Source organism: Rhizobium herbae (assembly GCF_017873135.1).
In the GTDB taxonomy this organism is placed as follows: Bacteria; Pseudomonadota; Alphaproteobacteria; order Rhizobiales; family Rhizobiaceae; genus Pararhizobium; species Pararhizobium herbae.
In genome coordinates, this window is the sequence record NZ_JAGGJV010000004.1 from 342,091 (window position 1) to 363,642 (window position 21,552).

22 protein-coding genes are annotated in these 21,552 nt (G+C 60.2%); 12 read left to right on the forward strand and 10 right to left on the reverse strand.

Annotated features, from left to right (window positions below):
- Window positions 1-70: 70 nt before the first annotated feature.
- The 4 genes from J2Z75_RS13280 to J2Z75_RS13295 are packed head-to-tail and all read left to right on the forward strand — an operon-like array spanning window position 71 to window position 1,504.
- Complete coding sequence (locus tag J2Z75_RS13280; protein ID WP_209853055.1) at window positions 71-394, forward strand: ArsR/SmtB family transcription factor; 324 nt, start codon at window positions 71-73, stop codon at window positions 392-394.
- Entirely contained in the window at window positions 391-801 is a 411-nt protein-coding gene (locus tag J2Z75_RS13285; RefSeq protein WP_209853057.1) for an SRPBCC family protein, read from the forward strand. The genes J2Z75_RS13280 and J2Z75_RS13285 overlap by 4 nt, the downstream gene beginning before the upstream one ends.
- A 44-nt stretch (window positions 802-845) precedes the next feature.
- Window positions 846-1,082, forward strand: a complete 237-nt coding sequence (locus J2Z75_RS13290) for a hypothetical protein (protein ID WP_209853059.1) — start codon at window positions 846-848, stop codon at window positions 1,080-1,082.
- Window positions 1,079-1,504: a DUF1801 domain-containing protein gene (locus tag J2Z75_RS13295; protein WP_209853060.1), complete on the forward strand. Its 426-nt coding sequence runs from the start codon at window positions 1,079-1,081 to the stop codon at window positions 1,502-1,504. The genes J2Z75_RS13290 and J2Z75_RS13295 overlap by 4 nt, the downstream gene beginning before the upstream one ends.
- Window positions 1,505-1,635: 131 nt before the next feature.
- Here the strand turns inward: J2Z75_RS13295 and xylA are convergent, their stop codons facing one another.
- The 6 genes from xylA to J2Z75_RS13325 form a co-directional block, all read right to left on the reverse strand.
- Window positions 1,636-2,946, reverse strand: coding sequence for a xylose isomerase (gene xylA, locus J2Z75_RS13300; protein ID WP_209853063.1), 1,311 nt, complete (start codon window positions 2,944-2,946; stop codon window positions 1,636-1,638).
- Window positions 2,947-3,102: 156 nt separating this feature from the next.
- A complete protein-coding gene (gene xylB, locus J2Z75_RS13305; protein ID WP_209853383.1) occupies window positions 3,103-4,560 on the reverse strand; it encodes a xylulokinase in 1,458 nt (485 codons plus the stop codon).
- 10 nt (window positions 4,561-4,570) lie between these two features.
- Window positions 4,571-5,647: a LacI family DNA-binding transcriptional regulator gene (locus J2Z75_RS13310; protein ID WP_209853065.1), complete on the reverse strand. Its 1,077-nt coding sequence runs from the start codon at window positions 5,645-5,647 to the stop codon at window positions 4,571-4,573.
- Between the two features lie 94 nt (window positions 5,648-5,741).
- Window positions 5,742-6,875 carry a metallophosphoesterase gene (locus J2Z75_RS13315; RefSeq protein WP_209853067.1) on the reverse strand — a complete coding sequence of 378 codons (1,134 nt, stop codon included), beginning with the start codon at window positions 6,873-6,875 and terminating at the stop codon, window positions 5,742-5,744.
- A gap of 86 nt (window positions 6,876-6,961) precedes the next feature.
- Window positions 6,962-8,560, reverse strand: coding sequence for a DHA2 family efflux MFS transporter permease subunit (locus tag J2Z75_RS13320; protein ID WP_209853069.1), 1,599 nt, complete (start codon window positions 8,558-8,560; stop codon window positions 6,962-6,964).
- Window positions 8,561-8,706: 146 nt separating this feature from the next.
- Complete coding sequence (locus J2Z75_RS13325; RefSeq protein ID WP_209853071.1) at window positions 8,707-9,933, reverse strand: HlyD family secretion protein; 1,227 nt, start codon at window positions 9,931-9,933, stop codon at window positions 8,707-8,709.
- A gap of 128 nt (window positions 9,934-10,061) precedes the next feature.
- Here J2Z75_RS13325 and J2Z75_RS13330 point away from each other — a divergent pair, with 128 nt between their 5' ends.
- From J2Z75_RS13330 to J2Z75_RS13340, 3 genes are all read left to right on the forward strand, one after another.
- Complete coding sequence (locus J2Z75_RS13330; protein ID WP_209853078.1) at window positions 10,062-10,766, forward strand: TetR/AcrR family transcriptional regulator; 705 nt, start codon at window positions 10,062-10,064, stop codon at window positions 10,764-10,766.
- A 104-nt stretch (window positions 10,767-10,870) separates the two neighbouring features.
- Window positions 10,871-11,710, forward strand: a complete 840-nt coding sequence (locus J2Z75_RS13335) for an AraC family transcriptional regulator (protein WP_209853080.1) — start codon at window positions 10,871-10,873, stop codon at window positions 11,708-11,710.
- A gap of 147 nt (window positions 11,711-11,857) precedes the next feature.
- Window positions 11,858-12,607 carry a TerC family protein gene (locus tag J2Z75_RS13340; protein WP_209853082.1) on the forward strand — a complete coding sequence of 250 codons (750 nt, stop codon included), beginning with the start codon at window positions 11,858-11,860 and terminating at the stop codon, window positions 12,605-12,607.
- A gap of 235 nt (window positions 12,608-12,842) precedes the next feature.
- Here J2Z75_RS13340 and J2Z75_RS13345 read toward each other — a convergent pair whose 3' ends face one another.
- The 3 genes from J2Z75_RS13345 to J2Z75_RS13355 form a co-directional block, all read right to left on the reverse strand.
- Window positions 12,843-13,379 (reverse strand): SRPBCC family protein, encoded by a 537-nt coding sequence (locus J2Z75_RS13345; RefSeq protein WP_209853083.1) that lies wholly within the window; start codon window positions 13,377-13,379, stop codon window positions 12,843-12,845.
- Between the two features lie 82 nt (window positions 13,380-13,461).
- Window positions 13,462-13,950: an SRPBCC family protein gene (locus J2Z75_RS13350; protein ID WP_209853085.1), complete on the reverse strand. Its 489-nt coding sequence runs from the start codon at window positions 13,948-13,950 to the stop codon at window positions 13,462-13,464.
- Window positions 13,934-14,281 carry an ArsR/SmtB family transcription factor gene (locus tag J2Z75_RS13355; RefSeq protein ID WP_209853087.1) on the reverse strand — a complete coding sequence of 116 codons (348 nt, stop codon included), beginning with the start codon at window positions 14,279-14,281 and terminating at the stop codon, window positions 13,934-13,936. Before J2Z75_RS13355 ends, J2Z75_RS13350 begins: the two co-directional genes overlap by 17 nt.
- A gap of 281 nt (window positions 14,282-14,562) precedes the next feature.
- On the opposite strand from J2Z75_RS13355, the gene gltX reads away from it, so the two are divergent.
- The 3 genes from gltX (at window position 14,563) to J2Z75_RS13370 (ending at window position 18,025) form a co-directional block, all read left to right on the forward strand.
- Complete coding sequence (gene gltX / locus J2Z75_RS13360; RefSeq protein WP_209853089.1) at window positions 14,563-16,017, forward strand: glutamate--tRNA ligase; 1,455 nt, start codon at window positions 14,563-14,565, stop codon at window positions 16,015-16,017.
- 216 nt (window positions 16,018-16,233) lie between these two features.
- Complete coding sequence (gene lysS, locus J2Z75_RS13365) at window positions 16,234-17,730, forward strand: lysine--tRNA ligase (RefSeq protein ID WP_209853091.1); 1,497 nt, start codon at window positions 16,234-16,236, stop codon at window positions 17,728-17,730.
- 121 nt (window positions 17,731-17,851) lie between these two features.
- Window positions 17,852-18,025, forward strand: coding sequence for a DUF1328 domain-containing protein (locus tag J2Z75_RS13370; protein ID WP_209853093.1), 174 nt, complete (start codon window positions 17,852-17,854; stop codon window positions 18,023-18,025).
- 75 nt (window positions 18,026-18,100) lie between these two features.
- Here the strand turns inward: J2Z75_RS13370 and J2Z75_RS13375 are convergent, their stop codons facing one another.
- Window positions 18,101-18,964: a hypothetical protein gene (locus tag J2Z75_RS13375; protein ID WP_234937322.1), complete on the reverse strand. Its 864-nt coding sequence runs from the start codon at window positions 18,962-18,964 to the stop codon at window positions 18,101-18,103.
- A 283-nt stretch (window positions 18,965-19,247) separates the two neighbouring features.
- Here J2Z75_RS13375 and J2Z75_RS13380 point away from each other — a divergent pair, with 283 nt between their 5' ends.
- Both J2Z75_RS13380 and J2Z75_RS13385 read left to right on the forward strand, forming a co-directional pair.
- Window positions 19,248-20,483, forward strand: coding sequence for an NAD(P)/FAD-dependent oxidoreductase (locus tag J2Z75_RS13380; RefSeq protein ID WP_209853094.1), 1,236 nt, complete (start codon window positions 19,248-19,250; stop codon window positions 20,481-20,483).
- 95 nt (window positions 20,484-20,578) lie between these two features.
- Entirely contained in the window at window positions 20,579-21,538 is a 960-nt protein-coding gene (locus tag J2Z75_RS13385; RefSeq protein WP_209853095.1) for a nucleoside hydrolase, read from the forward strand.
- Window positions 21,539-21,552 lie beyond the last annotated feature (14 nt).

Below are 21,552 nucleotides of genomic sequence, written 5' to 3' on the forward strand. Positions count from 1 at the left end.
GCTACCGCTTGACTCATTCATACCTCCATGGCTATACGTTAATCAATAGCCGAAAAGGTATGAATTCCAGATGTCCAACACTCACGACGTACTCTTCAAAACGCTCGCCGACCCCACTCGGCGAGCTCTCTTCGAACGGCTGTGCCGCGAAGGAGAAAAGACCGTCGGGGCTTTGACCGCTCGGGCAGGTGTCTCGCAACCGGTCGTCTCGAAGCATCTTGCGGTTCTAAAGCGAGCCGGGATGGTGCGCGACCGCCACGAGGGACGCCAGACGCATTACAGCGCGCAACTCGGCGCCTTGGCCCCTCTGGTCGACTGGACAAGCCAAATGGCCAGCTTCTGGGAGACCCGGTTCGATCACCTCGAAGATTTACTCAAAAGGATGGACCAATGAACGAAATCTCGACCGAAAGGCTCTCCGTCGTTGTCGAACGGGAGCTGGCTTTTCCGCCGGAAAAGATCTGGCGCGCGCTCACGCAACCACATCTGATCGAGGAATGGCTCATGAAGAGCGACTTCAAGCCCGTCGTGGACCACGATTTCAAACTTAGCGCAGAGTGGGGCTCTGTCGACTGCAAGGTTCTGGAAGTTGAGCCGAACAAGACACTGCGTTACACTTGGGATGCCCATGGTCTTGAGAGTGTCGTCACCTGGCGTCTCGCCCCAACAAGCACTGGGACCCACCTTCGCATGGAGCAGTCTGGCTTCCGGCCGGATCAGCAGCAAGCCTACCAGGGCGCCACATACGGGTGGCCGAAGTTCTTTGCAAATCTGGAGCAGGTCCTGGCACGGATCGACTGAAATTCGCCCGAGCCGCTTCGGCGCATAATCATAAGGAGGTTCCAGTGCATATGAACTTATGGATTCGGCAGGGCCACCGCTGGCTGTCCATTGCCTTTACGGTGAGCGTCATCGCCAATTTCGTCGCCCGTGCACTGGGAGAACCTCCGCTCTGGGTGGTCTACTCGCCGCTGGCTCCACTCTTCCTGCTCCTGTTCAGTGGTCTGTACATGTTCATGGCGCCTTATACCGCCAAGTGGCGCAGCGAGCGACGCGCCTGCGCAGGGGAACGAACACAATGAGCAAGAACGAGCCCCGGAAGGAAGTGTCTCCATCAGAGATGATCGATGAAAGAATCAGGGAGCTGGGCGGCTGGCGGGGCGAGACGCTTGCTCGGCTCCGAACCCTTGTCAGGCAGGCCGACCCCGAAGTGATCGAAGAGTGGAAGTGGAGAGGAGTTCCGGTATGGTCGCATGCGGGAATCATCTGCACCGGTGAGACCTACAAGAATGCCGTGAAGATGACCTTCGCCAAAGGTGCCTCCCTGGAGGACCCTTCAAGCCTCTTCAACTCCAGCCTCGAAGGCAATACCAGGCGCGCCATCGATTTCCATGAGGGCGACAAGATTGATGAAGAGGCGTTGAAGGCCCTCATTCTTGCCGCCGTGGTTCTGAACACGTCAACCGCCCAACTGCGGGCGACGAAAACAGCAGCGACGCGGTGATTGAACGCAGAGCGGATCGACAACACGCCATCGGCGGCAGGCTCGTTCGGAGGAAATCCCGTTGATGGTCTTCTCTCACAAAAAACCGGGAAGCTTTCGCTCCCCGGCCCTTCCTCGAAAACCAGGCCTTATCAAACGTAGCGGTTGACGACGTTTTCCAGCAGCTCCTGCTTGCCGGATCGCGGCTGCGGGTTGACGTCCTTGGCTTCGACCCACTGCGCGATCTCGTCCAGCGAGTAACCGCCGGCGAGCAGCTTCTGGCCTTCGGCCGAATCCCAGCCGGCATAGCGATCGGCGAGCGGCTTGGAGAGTGCCTTGTCCTCGATCATCTTTGCCGCCGCCTTCAGACCGCGGGCGCAGCAATCCATGCCGCCGATATGGCCGATCAGCAGATCGGCCGGATCGAGCGACTGGCGGCGCAGCTTCGAATCGAAGTTGGTGCCGCCGGTCTTGAAGCCGCCGCCTTCCAGAACGTGGTAGTAGGCGAGCGCCATTTCTGGAACGTTGTTCGGAAACTGGTCGGTATCCCAGCCGGACTGGTAGTCGTTGCGGTTCATGTCGATCGAGCCGAAGATACCGAGCGCGTTGGCGAGCGCCAGTTCATGCTCGAAAGAATGGCCGGCAAGGATCGCGTGGCCCTGCTCGATATTGACCTTCACCTCGTTTTCGAGGCCGTTCTTCTTGAGGAAGCCGTAGACCGTCGCGACGTCGTAGTCGTACTGATGCTTGGTCGGCTCCTGCGGCTTGGGCTCGATCAGGATCGTGCCCTTGTAGCCGATCTTGTGCTTGTATTCGACGACGAGATTGAGGAAGCGGCCAAGCTGGTCGAGTTCGCGCTTGAGATCGGTGTTGAGCAAGGTCTCGTAGCCTTCGCGGCCGCCCCAGAGAACATAGTTCTCGCCACCGAGCTTCTGCGTTGCATCCATGCAGGTCTTCACCGTCGCGGCAGAGAACGCAAAGACATCCGGATCCGGATTGGTCGCGGCACCCGACATGAAGCGACGGTTGGAGAAGAGGTTTGCCGTGCCCCAGAGCAGCTTCACGCCGGTGGCGGCCTGCTTCTCCGCGAAGTAGTCGACGATCTCGTTGAGGTTCTTTGTGTTCTCGGCGAAATTCTTGCCTTCCGGACGCACGTCGGCATCGTGGAAGCAGTAATAAGGCGTGCCGAGCAGCTGGAAGAATTCGAAGGCAACATCGGCTTTCAGCTTGGCGGCCTTCATCGTGTCTTCGAACCAGGGGCGCAGGAACGTCTGGCCGCCGAAGGGATCGCCGCCGGGCCAGGTGAAGGTGTGCCAATAGGCAACCGCGAAGCGCAGATGGTCTTCCATGCGCTTGCCCATGACGATCTCGTCAGGCTGATAGTAGCGATAGGCCAGCGGATTGGTGCTGTCGGGGCCTTCATACTTGATCTTGGCGATATCGCCGAAGAAACCGGTGCTCATGGTATTGTCTCCTTGGATTGGAATTCGAGTGTATGGTTCTGCCCCTCATCCGCCCTTCGGGCACCTTCTCCCCGCAAGCGGGGCGAAGGAGATGCCGCACCTTCTGTTGTCCCCTCTCCCCGCTTGCGGGGAGAGGGTTAGGGTGAGGAGCAACTTCTAGTTTGCAGTCGCCGACTTGATCGCCGGATAGAGGCGGCGATAGCGGTGATAAGCATCCTCGTAGGCGCCGCGCAGCGAAACGTCCGGCTGGACGGTTTCGGCGGTCACCGGCGCTGTGAAGACCGAGAGTGGGTCGGCTTTGGCGGCGGCAACCAGGCCGAGACGGGCGGCGCCGAATGCGGCGCCGAAATCGCCATCGGCGGGAACGTCGACCGGCAGGTCGAGCGCGGTTGCGATCGATTTGAGCCAGTAGCGCGAGCGCGAGCCGCCGCCGATGGCGGTGACGCGGGACAGGTTGGTGCCGGCAGCGCGTAACGCTTCGAGACTGTCGCGCAATGCGAAGGACACGCCCTCCAGAACTGCCTGGGTCAAGACGACCCGGCTGCTTTCATGGCCAAGCCCGGCAAAGACGCCCCGGATGGCAGCATCGTTGTGCGGCGTACGCTCACCGGAAAGATAGGGCAGGAAGGTGACGCCGGAGGGGGCATTGAGCGTATCGCCAAGCTCGCTCGTCAGGTCGGCGGCGCTCTGGCCGGTGACGCCGGAATGCCAGTTGAGTGCATCGGTTGCCGACAGGATGACACCCATCTGGTGCCAGGTGTTGGGCAGCGCGTGGCAGAAGGCGTGAACGGCGCTGGCGGGATTGGGCAGATAGCTGGAATTGGCGGCGAACAGCACGCCGGAGGTGCCGAGCGACACGAAGGCATGGCCTTCGCCGACCGTGCCCATGCCACAGGCGGACGCTGCATTGTCCCCCGCGCCACCGGCGACGACGACATTGGCGTTCATTCCCCATTTTGCCGCCAGATCGCCCTTCAGCGTCCCACCATACTCGGTGCCCTCCACGAGGTCGGGCATCTGCTTCCTGTCGAGGCCGGTCGCGGAAAGCAGGCTATCCGACCAGGCGCGCTTGCCGGTATCGAGCCAGGACGTGCCGGCCGAATCCGACATTTCGGAGATATGTTCACCCGTCAGCCAGAGACGCAGATAATCCTTGGGCAGAAGGACCCAGCGTACCCTCGCAAAGATGTCCGGTTCGTTTTCAGCGACCCAGACGAGCTTTGGCGCGGTGAAGCCGGGGAAGACGATATTGCCGGTCAGCGCCCGGAATTGCGGGTCCGCGTCCAATGCCGCGGCTTGGCTTGCGCTGCGGGTGTCGTTCCAGAGAATGCAAGGGCGTAGCACCCTGTCCTGATCATCCAGCAATGTCGCCCCATGCATGTGACCCGATAGACCGATGCCCTTGACAGCTGCGAGCTCGGCTGGATGCGAGGCCTTCAAACCGGCGATCGCCTCTTCCGTTGCCCTGATCCAGTGCGCCGGGTCTTGCTCCGACCAGCCGGGATGCGGGCGCGAAACATCCATGGCGCCGGATGCGGAACCGACAACCTTCTGGCCGTCATCGATCAGCAGTGCCTTCACCCCGGATGTGCCGAGGTCGATGCCCAGATACATGATGGTCTCCCTAGTCTTGTCTGCCCGGTTCGGGCTCTTGATTGTCATGACCGTCCCGCTCGAAGGGCAGGTTGTCTTTCAGGAAAATATCGATCCGGATGCGCTCCTGCGCGCCGATCACTGCGACGCCGTCAGCCTTGGCCTTCAGCACACGGATGGCGCTGCGCACCTCATGGCCGGCATCCTGGTTGAGGATCGCGTCGATCAACCCATCGTTCAGTGCCGCCCGCGTGTGCTGTGTCAGTTCATGCGCGATCACGCACACCGGCACGCCATTCCTTCGCCGTTTCAAGGCCGCGATCAGGCCGCGATTGCCGGCGCCGAGGCTGTAGATACCCGCGATCTCAGGCGATGCCGCAAGCGCTTCGCCAACAAGCTGTTCCGCCAGGGCAGGATCGTCCTGCCCCTCGAGGACAGGCAACAGGGCATGGCCTGGAAAACTCTCATTCATGACCGCGCTGAATCCATCGAGCCGTTCGCGATGGTCGCGCACCAGCATGGAACCGGCCAACACCGCGACAGGCCCTGACCGGCCTCCGAGAAAGCGGCCCATCAGGCTCGCCGCCGTGCGGCCCGCGGCAATGTTGTCTACGCCTGCGAAATGATCGCGTTTGGAACCGGCCAGATCGGAAACCAGTGTCACGACCGGGATACGCTCACCCCGCAGGCGATCAACGGCGGCAATCACATCGGGAGAATCGATCGCCACGACCGCCACGCCGGAAGGCGATGTCGCGCGCGCCTCATCCAGTGCTGCGACCAGCGCTTCGGGATTGAAAGCGGGGACAGTGACGATGGAAATTGCCGTGCGCTCCGCCGGTGAGCGGCCGATCGCGGCGCGCACCTGCGCTTCGAGCCCGCGCATGAAGGAATTGTCGCCGGATGGCAGAATGAAGACAAAGGGGTAGACACGGCTCTTGGCAAGGTTCGCAGCCGCCACGTCTCTGATGTAACCAATGCGCTCGATCGCCTGTTCGACCTTTTCGCGGGTAACCCCGCGCACACCGGGACGCCGGTTCAAAACCCGGTCGACGGTCGCAAGGCTGACCCCTGCCGCAGCGGCAATATCGTGAACTGTCGGGCGCATGTTTCCTCCGGGAAAGAGCCTTAGAGGAAAATTTGATGTACGTAAATCAGAAAATTTTTCCAGGCTCGACTTTGGCTAATTGTCGTCTTGAATGTCAGGAAATCCGTTTGCTGAACGCCTTGAGAAACGTCACCTCACCGGTATTCCCATGCGCCTGCGCGAGGACGACATCCATGTAATCCGCAGTGATATGGGCGAGCGCAAAACCGCCCATATAGGTGGCGATCGGCTTGAACAGATCGAGGTCGCCCTGTTTGTAGATCATCGGTGTATCGTGCTCGTGCCCGTGAAACAGGCCGATAATATTATAGCCTTTCAGCACGGCAAGCAGGGCCGCACGGTCGTCCTCGCTCCACCAGTGGGCATGCCCGGAACCCTCGTCATCAAAGGTCATCTTCGCCGGGTCCCATTTCTCCAGCGAGAACGGATCCCAGCCATAATGCTGGAACAGGACGACAGGGCGGCCATCGGCTGCGAAGTTGGCTAGATCCTGCTTGAGCCAGTCCAACCCGCTGATCGCGCCCTTGTTAGTGTCGCCGCCGAAGCGCTGCAACTGCACCAGATGCAGCCCGCCCCAGTCCCAGGAATAATTGTCGGAATCGATATCGTAGTTGGCGACCGCCACCGGCGGCTTGTAGAACACGGTCTGGCGGTGATTGAGCTCGACATAGTCGCGCAGTTCGCGGCGGTACCAGTCGATATGCGGCGGAGCGCCGTCCTGATCGAGGTCGTGATTGCCAAGGCCATTGTAGACCGGGAAGTGCACACGATCCGGCCCTGTACCCTGCTGATAGCGGCTGGAGAATTGCAGCAGCTGATGGCCTTCGCCGGGAACCTTTACCTGGCCGCCGCCATCATCGGTCATGTCGCCGCCAATCACGATGCCGAGCGGCGTGGCGATCTTCTGTCCCGCGCCGGCAAGACCGGTGGCCAAACCGCCGATTTCCTTCGGCCATTTATACTCCGCAATGTGATTGACCGCCGCAACATGCCTCAGGAGGTTGGCGTCAGTCTTGCCTTCCTGCGCGCAATTGGGGCTGAGCGTGCCACCGGAAACCAGGCAGGTGTGGACATCGGCCGTGAAAATGAAAGTCGCATCGATCGGCGGCCAAGCCGGCTTCGGTCCTGTCGCGGAAAATACCGGAGTGACTGACGACAAAACGCCGAGGCCAAGAAGATTGGTGAGAAGCGACCGCCTGGACAGCGGAAAGATTGTACGACCATTCATGCAAAATGCCCTGAAGTTGCCTTCAGGGCATTCTGGCTGATGATCTCAAAGACGTACAGGGCGAAGGTTTCGTCGGCGGCCGATCGCTAATGACCTCCACCACCTCCAGCTCCCGTTGGCGCAGGTTGCGGCTTCTGGATCAGGAAGGCGCAGAAGACCAGGGCGCCGAACAGGCAGGTGAGGATCAGGAAGACATCGATGAACGACATGATCATCGCCTGCTGGGTCACGATCCCGGACAGCTTCTGGATGGCGATGGTTGCGCCGTCGAGACCATGCGAATTGTACTTGGCAATCATGTTGTTCATCTGGTCCATGGCCTCGGGATTGCCCCATTGCACATGTTCCTGCAGGCGGGCGTAGTGTTCCTCCTGACGCTGCGTCAGAATGGTGTTTATCGCGGCGAGACCGACGGCACCGCCGAGGTTGCGCGTCAGGTTGAAGAGACCGGAGGCGCCGCGAATACGGGCTGGCGACAATGTGCCAAGCGCGACATTGTTGATCGGCACCATGCACATCATCAGTCCGAAACCGCGCAGGATCTGCGGCAGCAGGAGCTCGTAGAAATCCCAGTCGGCCGTCAGCGAACTCATGAGCCAGGTGCCCATGGCAAAGCTTGAAAAGCCGATGGCCATCATGATGCGCGGATCGAGCTTGGTCGATACCTTGCCGGCGATCGGCGCCGTGCAGAACATCGCCAGCCCCGACACGAACATCGTTTCGCCGATCATCAGCGAATCATAGCCGCGGATACGGCCGAGATAGACCGGATAGAGATAGGTCAGGCCATAGAGCCCGATGCCCATGACGAACGAAAACAGCGACCCGAACGCAAAATTTCGATTGGCGAAGGCTCTGAGATCGACAATGGGGAAATCGACCTTGAACGCACGATAGAAGAACACCAGAGCACCGATCCCGGATGCGACCGCACCCATGAAGATGTATTCGTCGCTGAACCAGTCGTTCTTGTTGCCTTCCTCCAGCACATATTCCAGTGCGCCGAGAAAAACCGCCATCGACAGCAGGCCCCACCAGTCAAATTTCTTAAACAGGCTGAGTTCCGGCTTGTCGAAATCGATGAAATTCCAGGTGACGATGGTGACGATGATGCCGGGAATGACATTGATGAGGAACAGCCAGTGCCAGGAGAAGGCATGGCTGAGATAACCACCGACGGTCGGGCCGATGGTCGGAGCCAGCGTTGCGACAAGGCCGATGATCGGCGAGACGATGCTGCGCTTGGACGGTGGGAAGATCGTGAAGGCGGCCGCGAACACCGACGGGATCATGCCGCCGCCGATGAAACCCTGCAACGCCCGATAAATGATCATCTGGTCGATGTTGGTCGCGGTCGCGGCAAGAGCGCTGGCGGCCGTGAAACCCGCAGCCGAGACCGAGAACAGCACGCGCGTCGAAACGATGCGAGCCAGCGTGCCCGACAGCGGGATCATGATGACTTCCGCGATCAGATAGGCCGTCTGGACCCAGGCGACCTCGTCCGAGCCGGCGCTCAGACCCGCCTGGATTTCTGCGAGCGAGGCCGAGACGATCTGGATGTCGAGGATCGACATGAACATGCCGAACACCATCGCGAAGAAGGCGATCAGGCGTTTCGGATCCATCTTCTCTTCCACGCGGGCGGCGGGAAGCGGCATGGTACCCGCTGTTGCAGTGGCAGCCATCGGCGTTGCTCCTGGCGTGACTCTCGTTCAAGTGAACAGGGCAGCCATCGTAATCATGAAAAATGGTGCATCACATCGCCCCGGCACATCTGCTCGGGACGTTTATCGACCGTTGAAGCCGCGCCTAAACCGGCGCGGTACACGGATCACTTGACCGCGGCGGTATCCTGCGTCTTCGGCGCCGTGCGGGTATCGACATCGACGACAACGCTCAGGCCCGCATGCAGACGGCCGCTATCAAGCACTTCCTTCGGGAAGACGATCCGAACCGGAACGCGCTGGATCACCTTCGTGAAGTTGCCCGTGGCATTCTCGGCCGGCAGCAGCGAGAACACCGAACCGGAGGCCGGCGAGATCGACTGCACGGTGCCGACGATCGGCGCCTCATCAAAGGCATCCACGTGGATGTTGACCTTCGAACCCGGAACCATATGGGCGATCTGCGTTTCCTTGAAATTGGCGTCGATATAGAGCTGGTCGACCGGAACCAGAGCAGCCAGACGCTGACCGGCAGAGACCAGATCGCCGTCCTGAACCGCAAGATTGCCGATGATGCCGTCATAGGGCGCTTTCAGAACCGTGAAGCCCAGATCGCGCACAGCCTTGTCATGGGCGAGCTGCAGCGACCGGATTGTGCTTTCGGCCTCGGCGCGCTGGGCGACCAGAACGGCGATATTGGCCTTGGCAGTCGCGATGCTGGCATCCGCGCCTACGAGATTGGCCTTGGCCTGATCGACCGCAACCTTGGCATCATCGAGGGAGGCGACCGTACCGACTGCCTTTGACTGGAGGTCGCTGGCACGCGCGAGCGTGATTTCGGCACCCCGGACGGTCGCCTCAAGGGCGGTTTTCTGAGCTTCTGCCTGCTGCACGCTAGCTTCAGCACCTGCAATCTGCGCATCGAAACGCTTCAGAGAGAGCTTCTCCGTATCGATCTGCGCCTGCGCCTGGTCGGCAGCGATCCGGTAGTCTTCCTTGTCGAGGGTGATCAACGCGTCGCCGGCCTTGACATGCTGGTTGGCAACGACATTGACCTTTTCGATATAACCGGAGACCTTCGGCGAAATCGACGCGATATCGCCTTCGACATAGGCATCGTCCGTCGAGATCATGAAGCGACCGTTGGTCCACCATTCGTAGCCATACCAGCCACCGGCGGCGAGTGCGGCAATAACGATCACCGGCATCACCATCTTGCGGCGCTTGGGCGCAGGCTTTTCTGCAGCAACAACATCTTGCGGCGCCGCCTGCGCTTCGGCCGCCGGCTCGGTTACGCTCTTGGCCTGGGGAGCCTCGACCTGCTCGCTCGGCGCCACGAAATCATCGCCGACGGGGCGAACATGAGCGGCACCGGATTTGCTTGAAACTGACATGTTGCACTACCAGCCCTAATGTGAGAAATTCGAACCGAACCGTTCAGTTCGATTGACATAATGCGAATTCACTCACATATCAAGTCAAATCGAACCGTTCGGTTCGAAAAGTTAACAATGAGACAAAAATGTCCGAAGGTAACGAAAAATTGGCAGAACCAGCAGGCACCCTCGACTGCCCCGGCGAAGCGTATTCCCTTTCCGGACGCCGTGCCGCCGGCGAGGATCCGGCAAAGCGCGAGCAGATCATCGAGGGCGCAAAACGCGTGTTCATGAGCGTCGGTTTCGACGCCGCCAGCATGAACGACATAACGCGGGAAGCAGGCGTTTCCAAAGGCACGATCTACGTCTACTTCCAGAACAAGGAAGACCTGTTTTCGGCGATGATCGAAAAGGAGCGGGCTCTTTTTCTCGCGGCAGTTCGCACGGTGCTGGCCGCCCATGAGGATGTCGAAACCGGCCTTTACAAATTCGGCGTCAGCTTCGTCACCCATATGACCGATGAAAAAGTGATCACCGCGATGCGCACCGTTCTCGGTGTCCGCGATCGCATGCCCGATCTGTGCAAGCGCTTCTTCAAAGGACCGGAAAACCTGCGGACGGTCATCCAGGAGTTCCTGGCACACCAGGTCGACATCGGCAGCCTGAAGATCGACGACCTCGATCTGGCGGCTGGCCAGTTTCTCGATCTTTCCAGTGGAGGCTTCTTCAAGCTCCGCCTTTTCGGAACCATGGAGACCCCGCCGCCGCCGGAGGAAATCGATCGGGTCATCGGCGGCGCCGTTCGCGTCTTCATGGCCGCATACGGAGTACGGCAAACCACGGACGACTGAAAGCTACCGAACTGCGGTCATGCCGGCATCAATCCAGCAACCACGATCAAATGCGCTCCGACGATCAGCGCTAAGACGGTATCCGGTTTGCTGCGGGAGGTTGGATGAATGCAATCGGCAAGGCGCTCTGGTTCATCGAGAGCCATTACGCCAGGGACATTTCGCTGGAGGAGATCGCGGAGACGGCCGGGCTTTCCCGCTATCACCTGTCGCGCGTCTTCGGCCTGGCAACAGGCTGCTCCATCAGTGGTTATATCAGGGCACGACGCCTGAGCGCGGCGGCCCTGTCCCTTGCCGATGGCGCATCCAGCATCCTCGCAGTCGCCCTTGATGCGGGCTACAGCTCGCATGAAGCCTTCACCCGTGCCTTCCGCGATCATTTCGGCGTGACGCCGGAGGAGGTTCGCAACCGGGGGCACATTGGCGATCTCGAGCTCATGGAGCCCATCCGCATGAACACCGCACCCCTTCCCAAACTTGAAGAGCCCCGCTTTGAAACCGCACCTGCCATGCTGATGGCCGGGCTGCAGCAGACCTACAGCTACGGCGGCAATGCCGGCATTCCCTCGTTATGGCAGCGGTTCAACGAGCATTTCGGCACTATTCCGGGCCAGGTCGGCAATGTTGCCTACGGCATCTGCACGCAGGAGGACGGTCAGGACAGCAGCTTCCAATATATGTCCGCCGCCAAGGTTCGCGACACCAGCGAATTGCCTGAAGGCTTCGAGAGCATGAAGCTTCCCGCCCAGACCTATGCGATCTTTGCCCATCGCGGCCATATCTCCGGCATCAGCGCCACATGCCACGTGATCTTTACCGAATGGCTTCCCAAATCCGGCTATAAGCACGCCGGACTTCCGGACCTGATGGAGCGCTATGACGACCGGTTCGATCCCCGGACGGGCATGGGGCTCACCGAAATCTGGATTCCAGTGAAGAGTTAACGGTATCAAAGGCTGCCTGATCCACCTGCAGCGCTTGTCATGGCGCAGATTCCGCATACATAGGGTAAGTCATTTTTCGCCCGCGCTGCCCATCGGCTGCGCGGGTTCCCTTATGTGCCCTTTGAATCGAGGAAGGAACTACCCCCGATGCAGGACATTACGCTCCTCATGCAAGATCCGACTGCCTGGATCGCCCTCATCACGCTGATCGTGATGGAAGTCGTGCTTGGCATCGACAATCTCATTTTCATCTCGATCCTGACCAACAAGCTGCCGGAAGAAAACCGGGAAAAGGCACGCCGCATCGGCATCGGCCTGGCGCTGGTCATGCGGCTTGCGTTGCTCGGCACCGTTGCCTGGATCGTGCAGTTGACGACGCCCGTCTTCGAGGCGTTCGGCCATGGCTTCTCCTGGAAGGACATGATCCTGATTGCCGGCGGCCTGTTCCTCGTCTGGAAGGCCACCAAGGAAATCCACCACAACGTCGACCCGGCCGACCATGAAGAAGATTTCATTGCAAGCTCGGTGACCACCGGCTTTACCGCCGCCATCGGCCAGATCCTGCTGCTCGACCTGGTCTTTTCCGTCGACAGCATCATCACCGCCGTCGGCATGACGCCGCACCTGCCGATCATGGTGGTTGCTGTCGTTGTCGCCGTGACCGTCATGCTGGTCGCCTCCGGCCCGCTCGCCCGCTTCATCGAGAAGAACCCGACCATCGTCATGCTGGCACTCGGCTTCCTGCTGATGATCGGCACGACACTGATTGCCGAAGGCATGGGCATCCACGTGCCGAAGGGCTACGTCTATGCCGCCATGGCCTTCTCGGCATTGGTCGAAGTGCTCAACATGCTGTCGCGCCGCAAGCGGCAGCGGGACAAGGCTGCAAAGCACTAACCATACGTAGCATCAGAAATTGAAGCGGCCCGGGACAACAGTCCCGGGCCTTTTTCATATCGATCGATGAGGATACGAAGCCGAAGGGGTAAGAAGCTCGCCTGCCTTTTCGTTGGCCGCGAAGAGAAACCGGAAAAATCTCCGCGTTCTCCATCTCCCTCGGGTCCGGTTGGCACGGTCCGCACTCCTCATTGGGAAAACGGACCAGGCCCGCAATGGTTCCCGCCTATGCGGCCTACTTCTCGGCGATAGCCTTCAGGTTCTCCAGCCCCTGGGCAAAATCGCCACCGATCATCGTGTCCATGTTGAAGAACAGACCCATGACCTTGGCAATGAGCGGGCTCGGTCCATCCATCGCCCAGGTGACCGCCGTGCCTTGTGTCGCCGGCGAAAACGTGAACGTGGCGACGTTATGCCCTTCGAACGGACGGACGAAATCGAGTTTGATCTGCACCTTCGAGGACGGCGTCGCTTCGGTGATCTCCATGCGTCCGGCGCCAACATTGTTGTTGCCGTCCCAGCTGTAGACGGCACCCCGGCCGCTTGTCGCGCCATCGAACGTGCGCTTCATGGCCGGATCCTTCTTTTCATAAGGCGACCAGGACTGCCACTGGTTGAAGTCATTGATCAGCGGGAAGATCTTTTCCGGCGGCGCATTGATGGTCGCGCTGCGTTCGACATGGAACGTATCTGGCTTGCTCGATGCGAACACGACGACGGCGAGCAGCAGCACAACGATGACGGCGAGGATGATCAGCAGAATTTTCAACATATTCGGGTTCCTGTTGAGTATTGAAATAGGCTCCCCTGAAGAGCCGTGCGCGCGATTCTGGGGAATATCGGGTGGAGAGGGTTCAGGCGGCGGTGACAGTGGCGATGACGGCTGCAAGCTTTTCGAGGCTCTGGCTCCAGCCTTCTTCCATGCCATCGAGAGCGGGCAGCACGGCTTCGGTTGCCCTGAGCACCTGCGCATGCAGGGTCACCTGGGTCTTGCCGTCTTTCTCTGTGAACGTCACCGTATTGAGCGCTTCGAGCATGGGGACGCCATCTTCGCCGTCATAGGTACTGGTAAAGACAAGGCGCTCGTTTTCGACGATCTCCTTGAAGGTGCCGTTCGACGGATACATCTGCCCGTCAGGGCCTTTCATATGGATGCGAATAACGCCGCCGGGCCTGAGATCGACCTCGCAGACCGGATTGGTAAAGTGGTGCGGCCCCCACCACTGAGCCAGATGATACGGGTCGGTCCAGACCTTGTAGACCAGCGCAGCCGGAGCGTTGAACGTCCGGGTCAAGACGAGGTTGGCCTTGTCGGCCGGCACGAATTCAGCTCTTGCGGTCATTCTCATCTCCCTTTTGAAGTTTTTGCAGGTAGAGATCGAGCCTGTCGAAACTCTCCTCCCAAAATTGCCGGTAGTTATCGAGCCAGGCATTGATATCCTTCAGCGGCCCGGCTTCCAGTTTGCAGGGGCGCCACTGCGCCTCCCGTCCACGGCTGATCAGGCCGGCTTTTTCCAGCACCTTCAGATGCTTGGAAACGGCCGGCAGGCTCATGGCGAAAGGCTCAGCCAATTCGTTGACCGACGCCTCGCCCGATGCCAGCCGCGCCAGGATTGCTCTCCGCGTCGGGTCGGCGAGCGCCGACAGGGTAATGCTGAGGCGATCCTGAGTCATGACTATTAAACCAAATAGTTAATTAACTTGTCGGTTAAATATAAGGCAACAGAGATTTTGTCAACTGCCTTTTGAAGCGCTGCCACCGCCTATCACAGCGCAGTTTTCCTTGACGCGCCCTTTTGAATATGGTCTCACGCCAGCCATATGGAATTTCCGGTATTTTCCGCCGTTTCAGGCATCGATCGGGCACTTCCTTCCCTTAAAAGCATGCGCCTTCGCGTCCGGATATCCCTCTCCCGGCAGGAAGGCCGAAAGCACGTAAAGCACGGGCCAGGATCATGACAGACAGACCAGTCCGGGTGCGCATCGCACCTTCTCCCACCGGCGAGCCCCATGTCGGCACCGCCTACATCGCGTTGTTCAATTATCTCTTCGCGCAGAAAATGGGTGGCGAGTTCATCCTGCGCATCGAGGATACCGATGCGACCCGCTCGACGCCCGAGTTCGAAACGAAGGTTCTCGACGCGCTGAAATGGTGCGGCCTGAAATGGTCGGAAGGCCCGGATATCGGCGGCCCCTACGGCCCCTATCGCCAGAGCGACCGCAAGGACACCTACCTCCCTTTCGTCGAGAAGATCGTTTCCAACGGCCACGGCTTTCGCTGCTTCTGCTCGCCCGAGCGGCTGGCCGAAATGCGCGAAGCCCAGCGCGCCGCCGGCAAGCCGCCAAAGTATGACGGCCGCTGCCTGACGCTTTCGGCGGAGGAAGTCACGACGCGGATGGCTGCCGGCGAACCAACCGTCGTGCGCATGAAGATTCCGACCGAAGGCTCCTGCAAGTTCGTCGACGGCGTCTATGGCGAAGTCGATATCCCGTGGGATGCGGTCGACATGCAAGTTCTGCTCAAGGCCGACGGCATGCCGACCTATCACATGGCCAATGTCGTCGACGACCATCTGATGAAGATCACCCATGTGGCGCGGGGCGAGGAATGGCTGTCCTCGGTGCCCAAGCACATCCTGATCTACCAGTATCTCGGTCTCGAGCCGCCGGTGTTCATGCATCTGTCGCTGATGCGCAATGCCGACAAGTCGAAACTGTCAAAGCGCAAGAACCCGACCTCGATCTCGTATTACACCGCGCTCGGCTACCTGCCGGAAGCACTGATGAACTTCCTCGGCCTGTTCTTCGTGCAGATTGCCGAAGGCGAGGAAATGCTGACCATGAATCAGCTGGCGGAAAAATTCGATCCGGCCAATCTTTCCAAGGCAGGCGCGATCTTCGATATCCAGAAGCTAGACTGGCTGAACGGCCGCTGGCTGCGCGAAGGCCTGACCGAAGACGAATTTGCTGCCCGCGTGCTTGCCTGGGCGATGGAAAACGACCGCATCAAGCAGGGGCTCAAGCTCTCGCAGTCGCGCATTTCCAAGCTCGGCGAACTGCCGGATCTGGCAGGCTTCCTGTTCAAATCCGATCTCGCGCTTGACGCCTCATCCTTCGCCAAGGTCAAGTCGACACCGGAGGAACTGGTCGAGATTTTCAACACAGTTCAGCCGGATTTGGAAAAGATCCTCGAATGGAACGTCGAGTCGATCGAAGCCGAGCTTCGCGCCATCGCCGACCGCATGGGCAAGAAGCTGAAGGTCATCGTGGCGCCGCTGTTTGTCGCCGTCTCCGGCTCGACCCGCTCGCTGCCGCTGTTTGACTCGATGGCGATCCTCGGCCGCTCGGTCGTGCGCCAGCGCCTGAAGGTGGCCGGCCAGGTTGCTGCGTCGATGGCTGGCTCGAAATAGAAGGTCGCCGTTTTCGAACGGCAGGACACGCAGGACTTGATGGAGCATACCTCTTTCCTCCGTCATTCCTGTGCTTGTCACAGGAATCCAGCCACGGTGCGTCTGCGCCGTGAATGAACATCAAGGGTCTCCCGCGCCCAAAGACTTGGGCGCACTGGATTCCTGTGACAAGCACAGGAATGACGGAGACCGGGAACCGTGAGACGGAACTGAACCATGTCTGACAACAAGACCGAAATCGCCCTCTCCTCCGACGTCACCGAAGTGCGCGCGCAAAAGCTGAAGATGCTGCGCGAAAAGATCGGCGACGTCTATCCGGCACATTTCCACCGCACCATCACCAATGCGGAACTGGCCAGCAAATATGAGAACCTGGAAGCGGACGTGGTGACGGACGATGTCGTCACCGTCGCAGGCAGAGTCTACTCGTCGCGCAACTCCGGCATGTTCATGGATATCCATGACGCCGGCGGCAAGATCCAAATCTTTTCCCACAAGGACACGACCCCGGAAGAGGCAAGAAACCTTTTGCCGCTGATCGATCTCGGCGACATCATCGGCGTCACCGGTGTTGTCCGGCGCACCAAGCGCGGCGAGCTGTCGATCAATGCGCAGGAAATCACCATGCTCACCAAGTCGCTGCTGCCGATGCCCGAGAAGTGGCATGGCCTCTCCGACATCGAGCAGCGCTATCGCAAGCGCCATCTCGACATCATGACCAACGAGGACTCCAAGCTCCGCTTCCAGCAGCGTTCGAAGATCGTCTCCGGCATCCGCCGCTTCATGGAAGACGATGGCTTCATGGAAGTCGAAACGCCGATGCTGCATTCGGTCTATGGTGGCGCAACCGCCGAACCCTTCAAGACGCATCACAACACGCTGAAGCTCGACATGTACCTGCGCATCGCGCCGGAACTGTTTTTGAAGCGCACGCTGGTGTCGGGCCTGACCGACAAGGTGTTCGAGATCAACCGCAACTTCCGCAACGAAGGCGTCTCCACCCGGCACAATCCCGAATTCACCATGATGGAATGCTACTGGGCCTATGCCGACTATGAGGACATCATGGACCTCGTCGAACGGCTCTTTACCAAGCTGGCGATGAGCATTCACGGCACCACCGAATTCATGTTCGGCGACAAGGAAATCTCCTTCAAGGGCCCGTTCAAGCGCGTGCCCATGCCGGACGCCGTCAAGGAAGCCACCGGCATCGACTTCCTGGCGATGAAAACCGACGAGGAAGCCCGCACCGCCGCCAAGGCTGCCGGCTTCGAGGTCGAGAAGGACTGGACCTGGGGCGAATGCCTTGCGTTCATCTTCGAGGAAAAGGTCGAGGGCACGCTGATCCAGCCGAGCCATGTCACGCATTTCCCGAAGGACATCTCGCCCTTTGCCAAGGAAGTGCCCGGCGAACCACGCCTGGTCGAGCGTTTCGAGACCTATTGCAACGCCTGGGAACTGGGCAACGCCTTCTCGGAACTCAACGATCCGGAAGAGCAGCGCAAGCGCATGGTCGAGCAGCTGGAGCAGGCCCATGCCCGCGGCGAAAAAGACAAGCAGCTCGACGACGAATTCCTTGACGCCATCGACCAGGGCATGCCGCCCGCCGGGGGCTTAGGCATCGGCGTCGACCGCCTGATCATGCTTCTGACCAACGCGCCGTCGATTCGCGACATCATCCTCTTCCCGGCCCGCCGCAACAAGGCGGACTGAGACTTCCGGCCTGCATCATGAACGCGCCAAACCTTTCGGGGACTGGCGCGTTCGACCCGGCAGATGGAACTTTTCCCGATCCTGCGCGTCAATCCCCGCAGAATCCAAAAAGGAACCTTCCATGCTGAAATGGGCGCTTATCTTCCTGGTCATCTCGCTGATTACAGGTTTTCTCGGTTTTTCCGGCGTTTCGGCCGCAACCGCGACGATCGCGCGCGTGCTGTTCGCAATCGCCCTGATCGTCTTCCTGATCTTCGTGGTGCTTGCCTTCATGGCCGGCAGCGCTGTCATCTGACGCGAACGGGATCAACGGGACAGATGGCGGGCTGCCAGTCCCGCCACCATCTCCGTGATGACCTTGCAGTACCGGCTAATGACCGGTGTCTTCGCCGGCAGGCTGATCAGTCGCTTGATCGACAGCGACATCGGCCGCCGGCGTTTCCTTGTCGCCCAGAACCATCGCGATCATGGAACCAAGAAAACCCTTTGGTTCGGCCTTGACGTGTTCCGGAGCAACCGCCTCGCCGTGATCAGGAGAGACAGCGTCTTCGCCGTGCGCCGCAGGAGTTGCCTCATCGCCATGTTCGGATGCAACCGCTTCTTCGCCGTGCGCACCGGCTTCCGATCCGGCAGCACCAGCGATTGCGGCTGCGGCGGCAGCAACCGGGTCGAAGCAATCGGACTTGTCGTCCATCGCCATCATCGTGTTCTTGATATCGTCGGTGGAAAGAGCGACTTCGCGACCATAGAACAAGCCGACCGTATTCGCCTTGCTTTCGTTGTAGCGCGCGACGAAAGGCGTCGTCATCCCCGACAATTTGCTCGGGTCGGGCGCGAAAAGTACCTCGGCACCGATGGCCGGGCCTCGCCGTTCGGCACGATCCAGGGGGCCGGCGGCGTCTAGAACGACAACCTGATAGAGATCGGCCTTTTCTTCCTTGGCGAGCAGGCCGGTGATGCGCAATGCCGTACGGACACGATCGACGCCCGAGGCCGATTCCGTGCTGACATATTTGCGAATCCAGCGCTGTCCGTTGCGGCGCATTTTCAGCGTTTCAATGGTGGTGCAGGCAAGACCCGAGAGCGAAGGCGCATCCGGCTCGCCCGCGCCGAGAAAAGCATCCTTGACGGAATAAACGGCGAAAGCGCCGGAGGCGCCGGACAGCACGAGGACGCCGGCGATGAAGAACATCACCTTCCGGGGCAGGCGTATCTTTTTAAAGACCGACTTCACGCGCGCTGCTCCGTCATCAGCTTCAACTCCATGGTCTTTCACCGGAATGCCGCGCATCGGGTCGGATGCGCGGCTCGCCCCATATTCTGATTGAGCTTCCAACCCTACCTTGGCCACGTTTCGGAAAGTTTAAGCGTTCAAGGAGTTTCGTATCGCTAACGGGCGGATTTGCTTTGTTTTCGCACATTGCTCAAACTCGCCTGCAAAATCGGTTGCTCTTGGCCGCCGCCCCGCTAAAACCGGTGTTCGCATCTCCGGTCGGCACAAGGATATCTCCAGCATCATGGCGCGCATTGGCATCGCAGGGGCAGGCATCATCGGATGCGCCGCCGCCGTTCATCTGATCGACCAGGGTCACGAGGTCACGGTGTTCGAGAAGGACATCGGCGGCCTCCCCGCGTCGGTCGGCAACGCGGGAATTCTGGCCGTGCCCGAGATCGATCCGCTGGCACGCCCCGACATGATCCTGTCCGCGCCGAAATGGCTGCTCGATCCGCTGGGGCCTTTGACCCTGCGGTGGCAGGACCTGCCTGCCTTGACGCCGTGGCTGGTCAATCTTCTCATGGCCGCTACGCCCGCCAGGGTCGAACGCTCGCGGGCAGCCCTTTTGGGGCTGATGCGCCAGGCGCTCGCCGCCCATGATGATCTTGCCCGCATGACCGGCCTTACCGGGCATATGACACCAAGCGGCGCGCTGACGATTTTCGACAGTGAAAAGGCAGTCGAGGCCGCTTTCCGCCATGAAAGCGAGAATGCAGCCTTGCTTGGTTATGCGGTCGAGAAGCTTGATGCAGCGCAAGCGAGATCGCGGGTACCGGCACTTGAAGGAAACTTCGCCGGCGGTGTCTTTTCCGCCGGCTACCAGACTTTCCTCGATCCGCTCGCACTGCTTCGGCATCTCCAGGCCTATGTCCGCCAGCGCGGCACGGTTGTCGATGCCGAAGTGCAGAGCGTTCGGCAGGAGAATAGCGGCGTCACGTTCCTCGCCCGGGGTCAAACGCCCATGACCTTCGACAAGGTGGTGATATCCGCCGGCGTCTGGTCGCGGACACTCGTTCGCGGCCTCGGCATGAAGGTCCTGCTTGAGAACGAGCGCGGCTACAACACCACCTTCACCGACCCCCAATTGACACTCGAACTGCCCGTATTCTTCGCCGAACATGGCTTCGTCGCTACCCCGCTAAAGGATGCCCTTCGGGTCGGCGGCGCGGTCGAACTGGCAAAACCGGAAGCACCCGCAAACTACGCTCGTGCCGCCGCCATGCGCCAGAAGATGCGCCGTTATGTCCCGAGCCTGCCGGAGACAGGCGGCACGGAATGGATGGGCCGCCGGCCATCGACGCCGGATTCGGTGCCGGTGATCGGCCTTTGCCCGCACGATCCACGCATCGCGCTTGCCTTCGGCCATGGCCATCTCGGCCTGACACTGTCGGCCGTTACCGGCAGGAAGATCGCCGAACTGCTGAAGTCGGGGGAGACGGAGGAACTCGCGCCCTTCAGCATCCAGCGCTTCCAATAACCAGGAGCGACACAGGTGCGGTTGACTTTCACATCCGCGCCACCTTCACTCGCCAAAACTGCGGCAGCCTTTCAGAACAACGAAAAGAAGACATCATGCACAAGGTAATTTTTGATACGGACCCCGGCGTCGACGATGCGATGGCGCTGCTTTTCCTGCATAATCATCCAGAGATCGACTTGATCGGCATCACCTCCGTTTTCGGCAATGCCTCGATCGAAACGACGACGCGCAACGCGCTGTATCTGAAGCAGCAATGGGATATTGCCACCCCCGTCGCCCGGGGACTGGGCGAAACGCTCGACCCTTCTCGCCCGCATGTCGACTGGCCGACCGGTATCCATGGTGATGACGGTCTGGGCAACATCGGCGCACCGGCAGTCGTGGATCTCCCCTGCCATCCCCTGCCCGCCCACCGCTTCATCATCGACACCGTGCGCGCCAACCCGGGCGAAGTGACCATCGTTGCCGTCGGACGCATGACCAACCTGGCGCTCGCCCTTCGCGACGATCCGGACATTGCCGTGCTCGTCAAGGACGTCGTCATCATGGGCGGCGCCTTCGACATGCGCGGCAATATCACGCCCGCCGCCGAAGCCAATATCCATGGCGACCCGGAAGCCGCCGACGCGGTGATGACGGCGCCCTGGCCCGTCGTGGTCGTCGGGCTTGATGTGACTGAGAAGACCGTGATGACGCGCAAACGGCTGGCTGACATCGTCGCTACCGGCGGCAAGCGGGCAAAACTGCTCTCCGACATCTCGCAATTCTACATCGATTTTTACGAGCAGCATGTCGAAGACGGCATGGTGATCCATGACAGCTGCGCCTGCGTCTACGTCGTCGCGCCGCATCTCTTTACGCTGCGCAGCGGCGCGATCCGCGTCGTCTGCGGTGGCATCGCCGATGGCCAGACCATCCAGAAGGCCGACGACCATCTGTTTCCGCCGAGCGCCTGGGACAACCTGCCGAGCCAGAACGTCTGCATCGGCATCGATGCGGAGGGGGTTCTCGATCTTATCTCTGAAACGCTTGGACTGAACCCGGCAGCCTGAGCCGGTAAAAATTC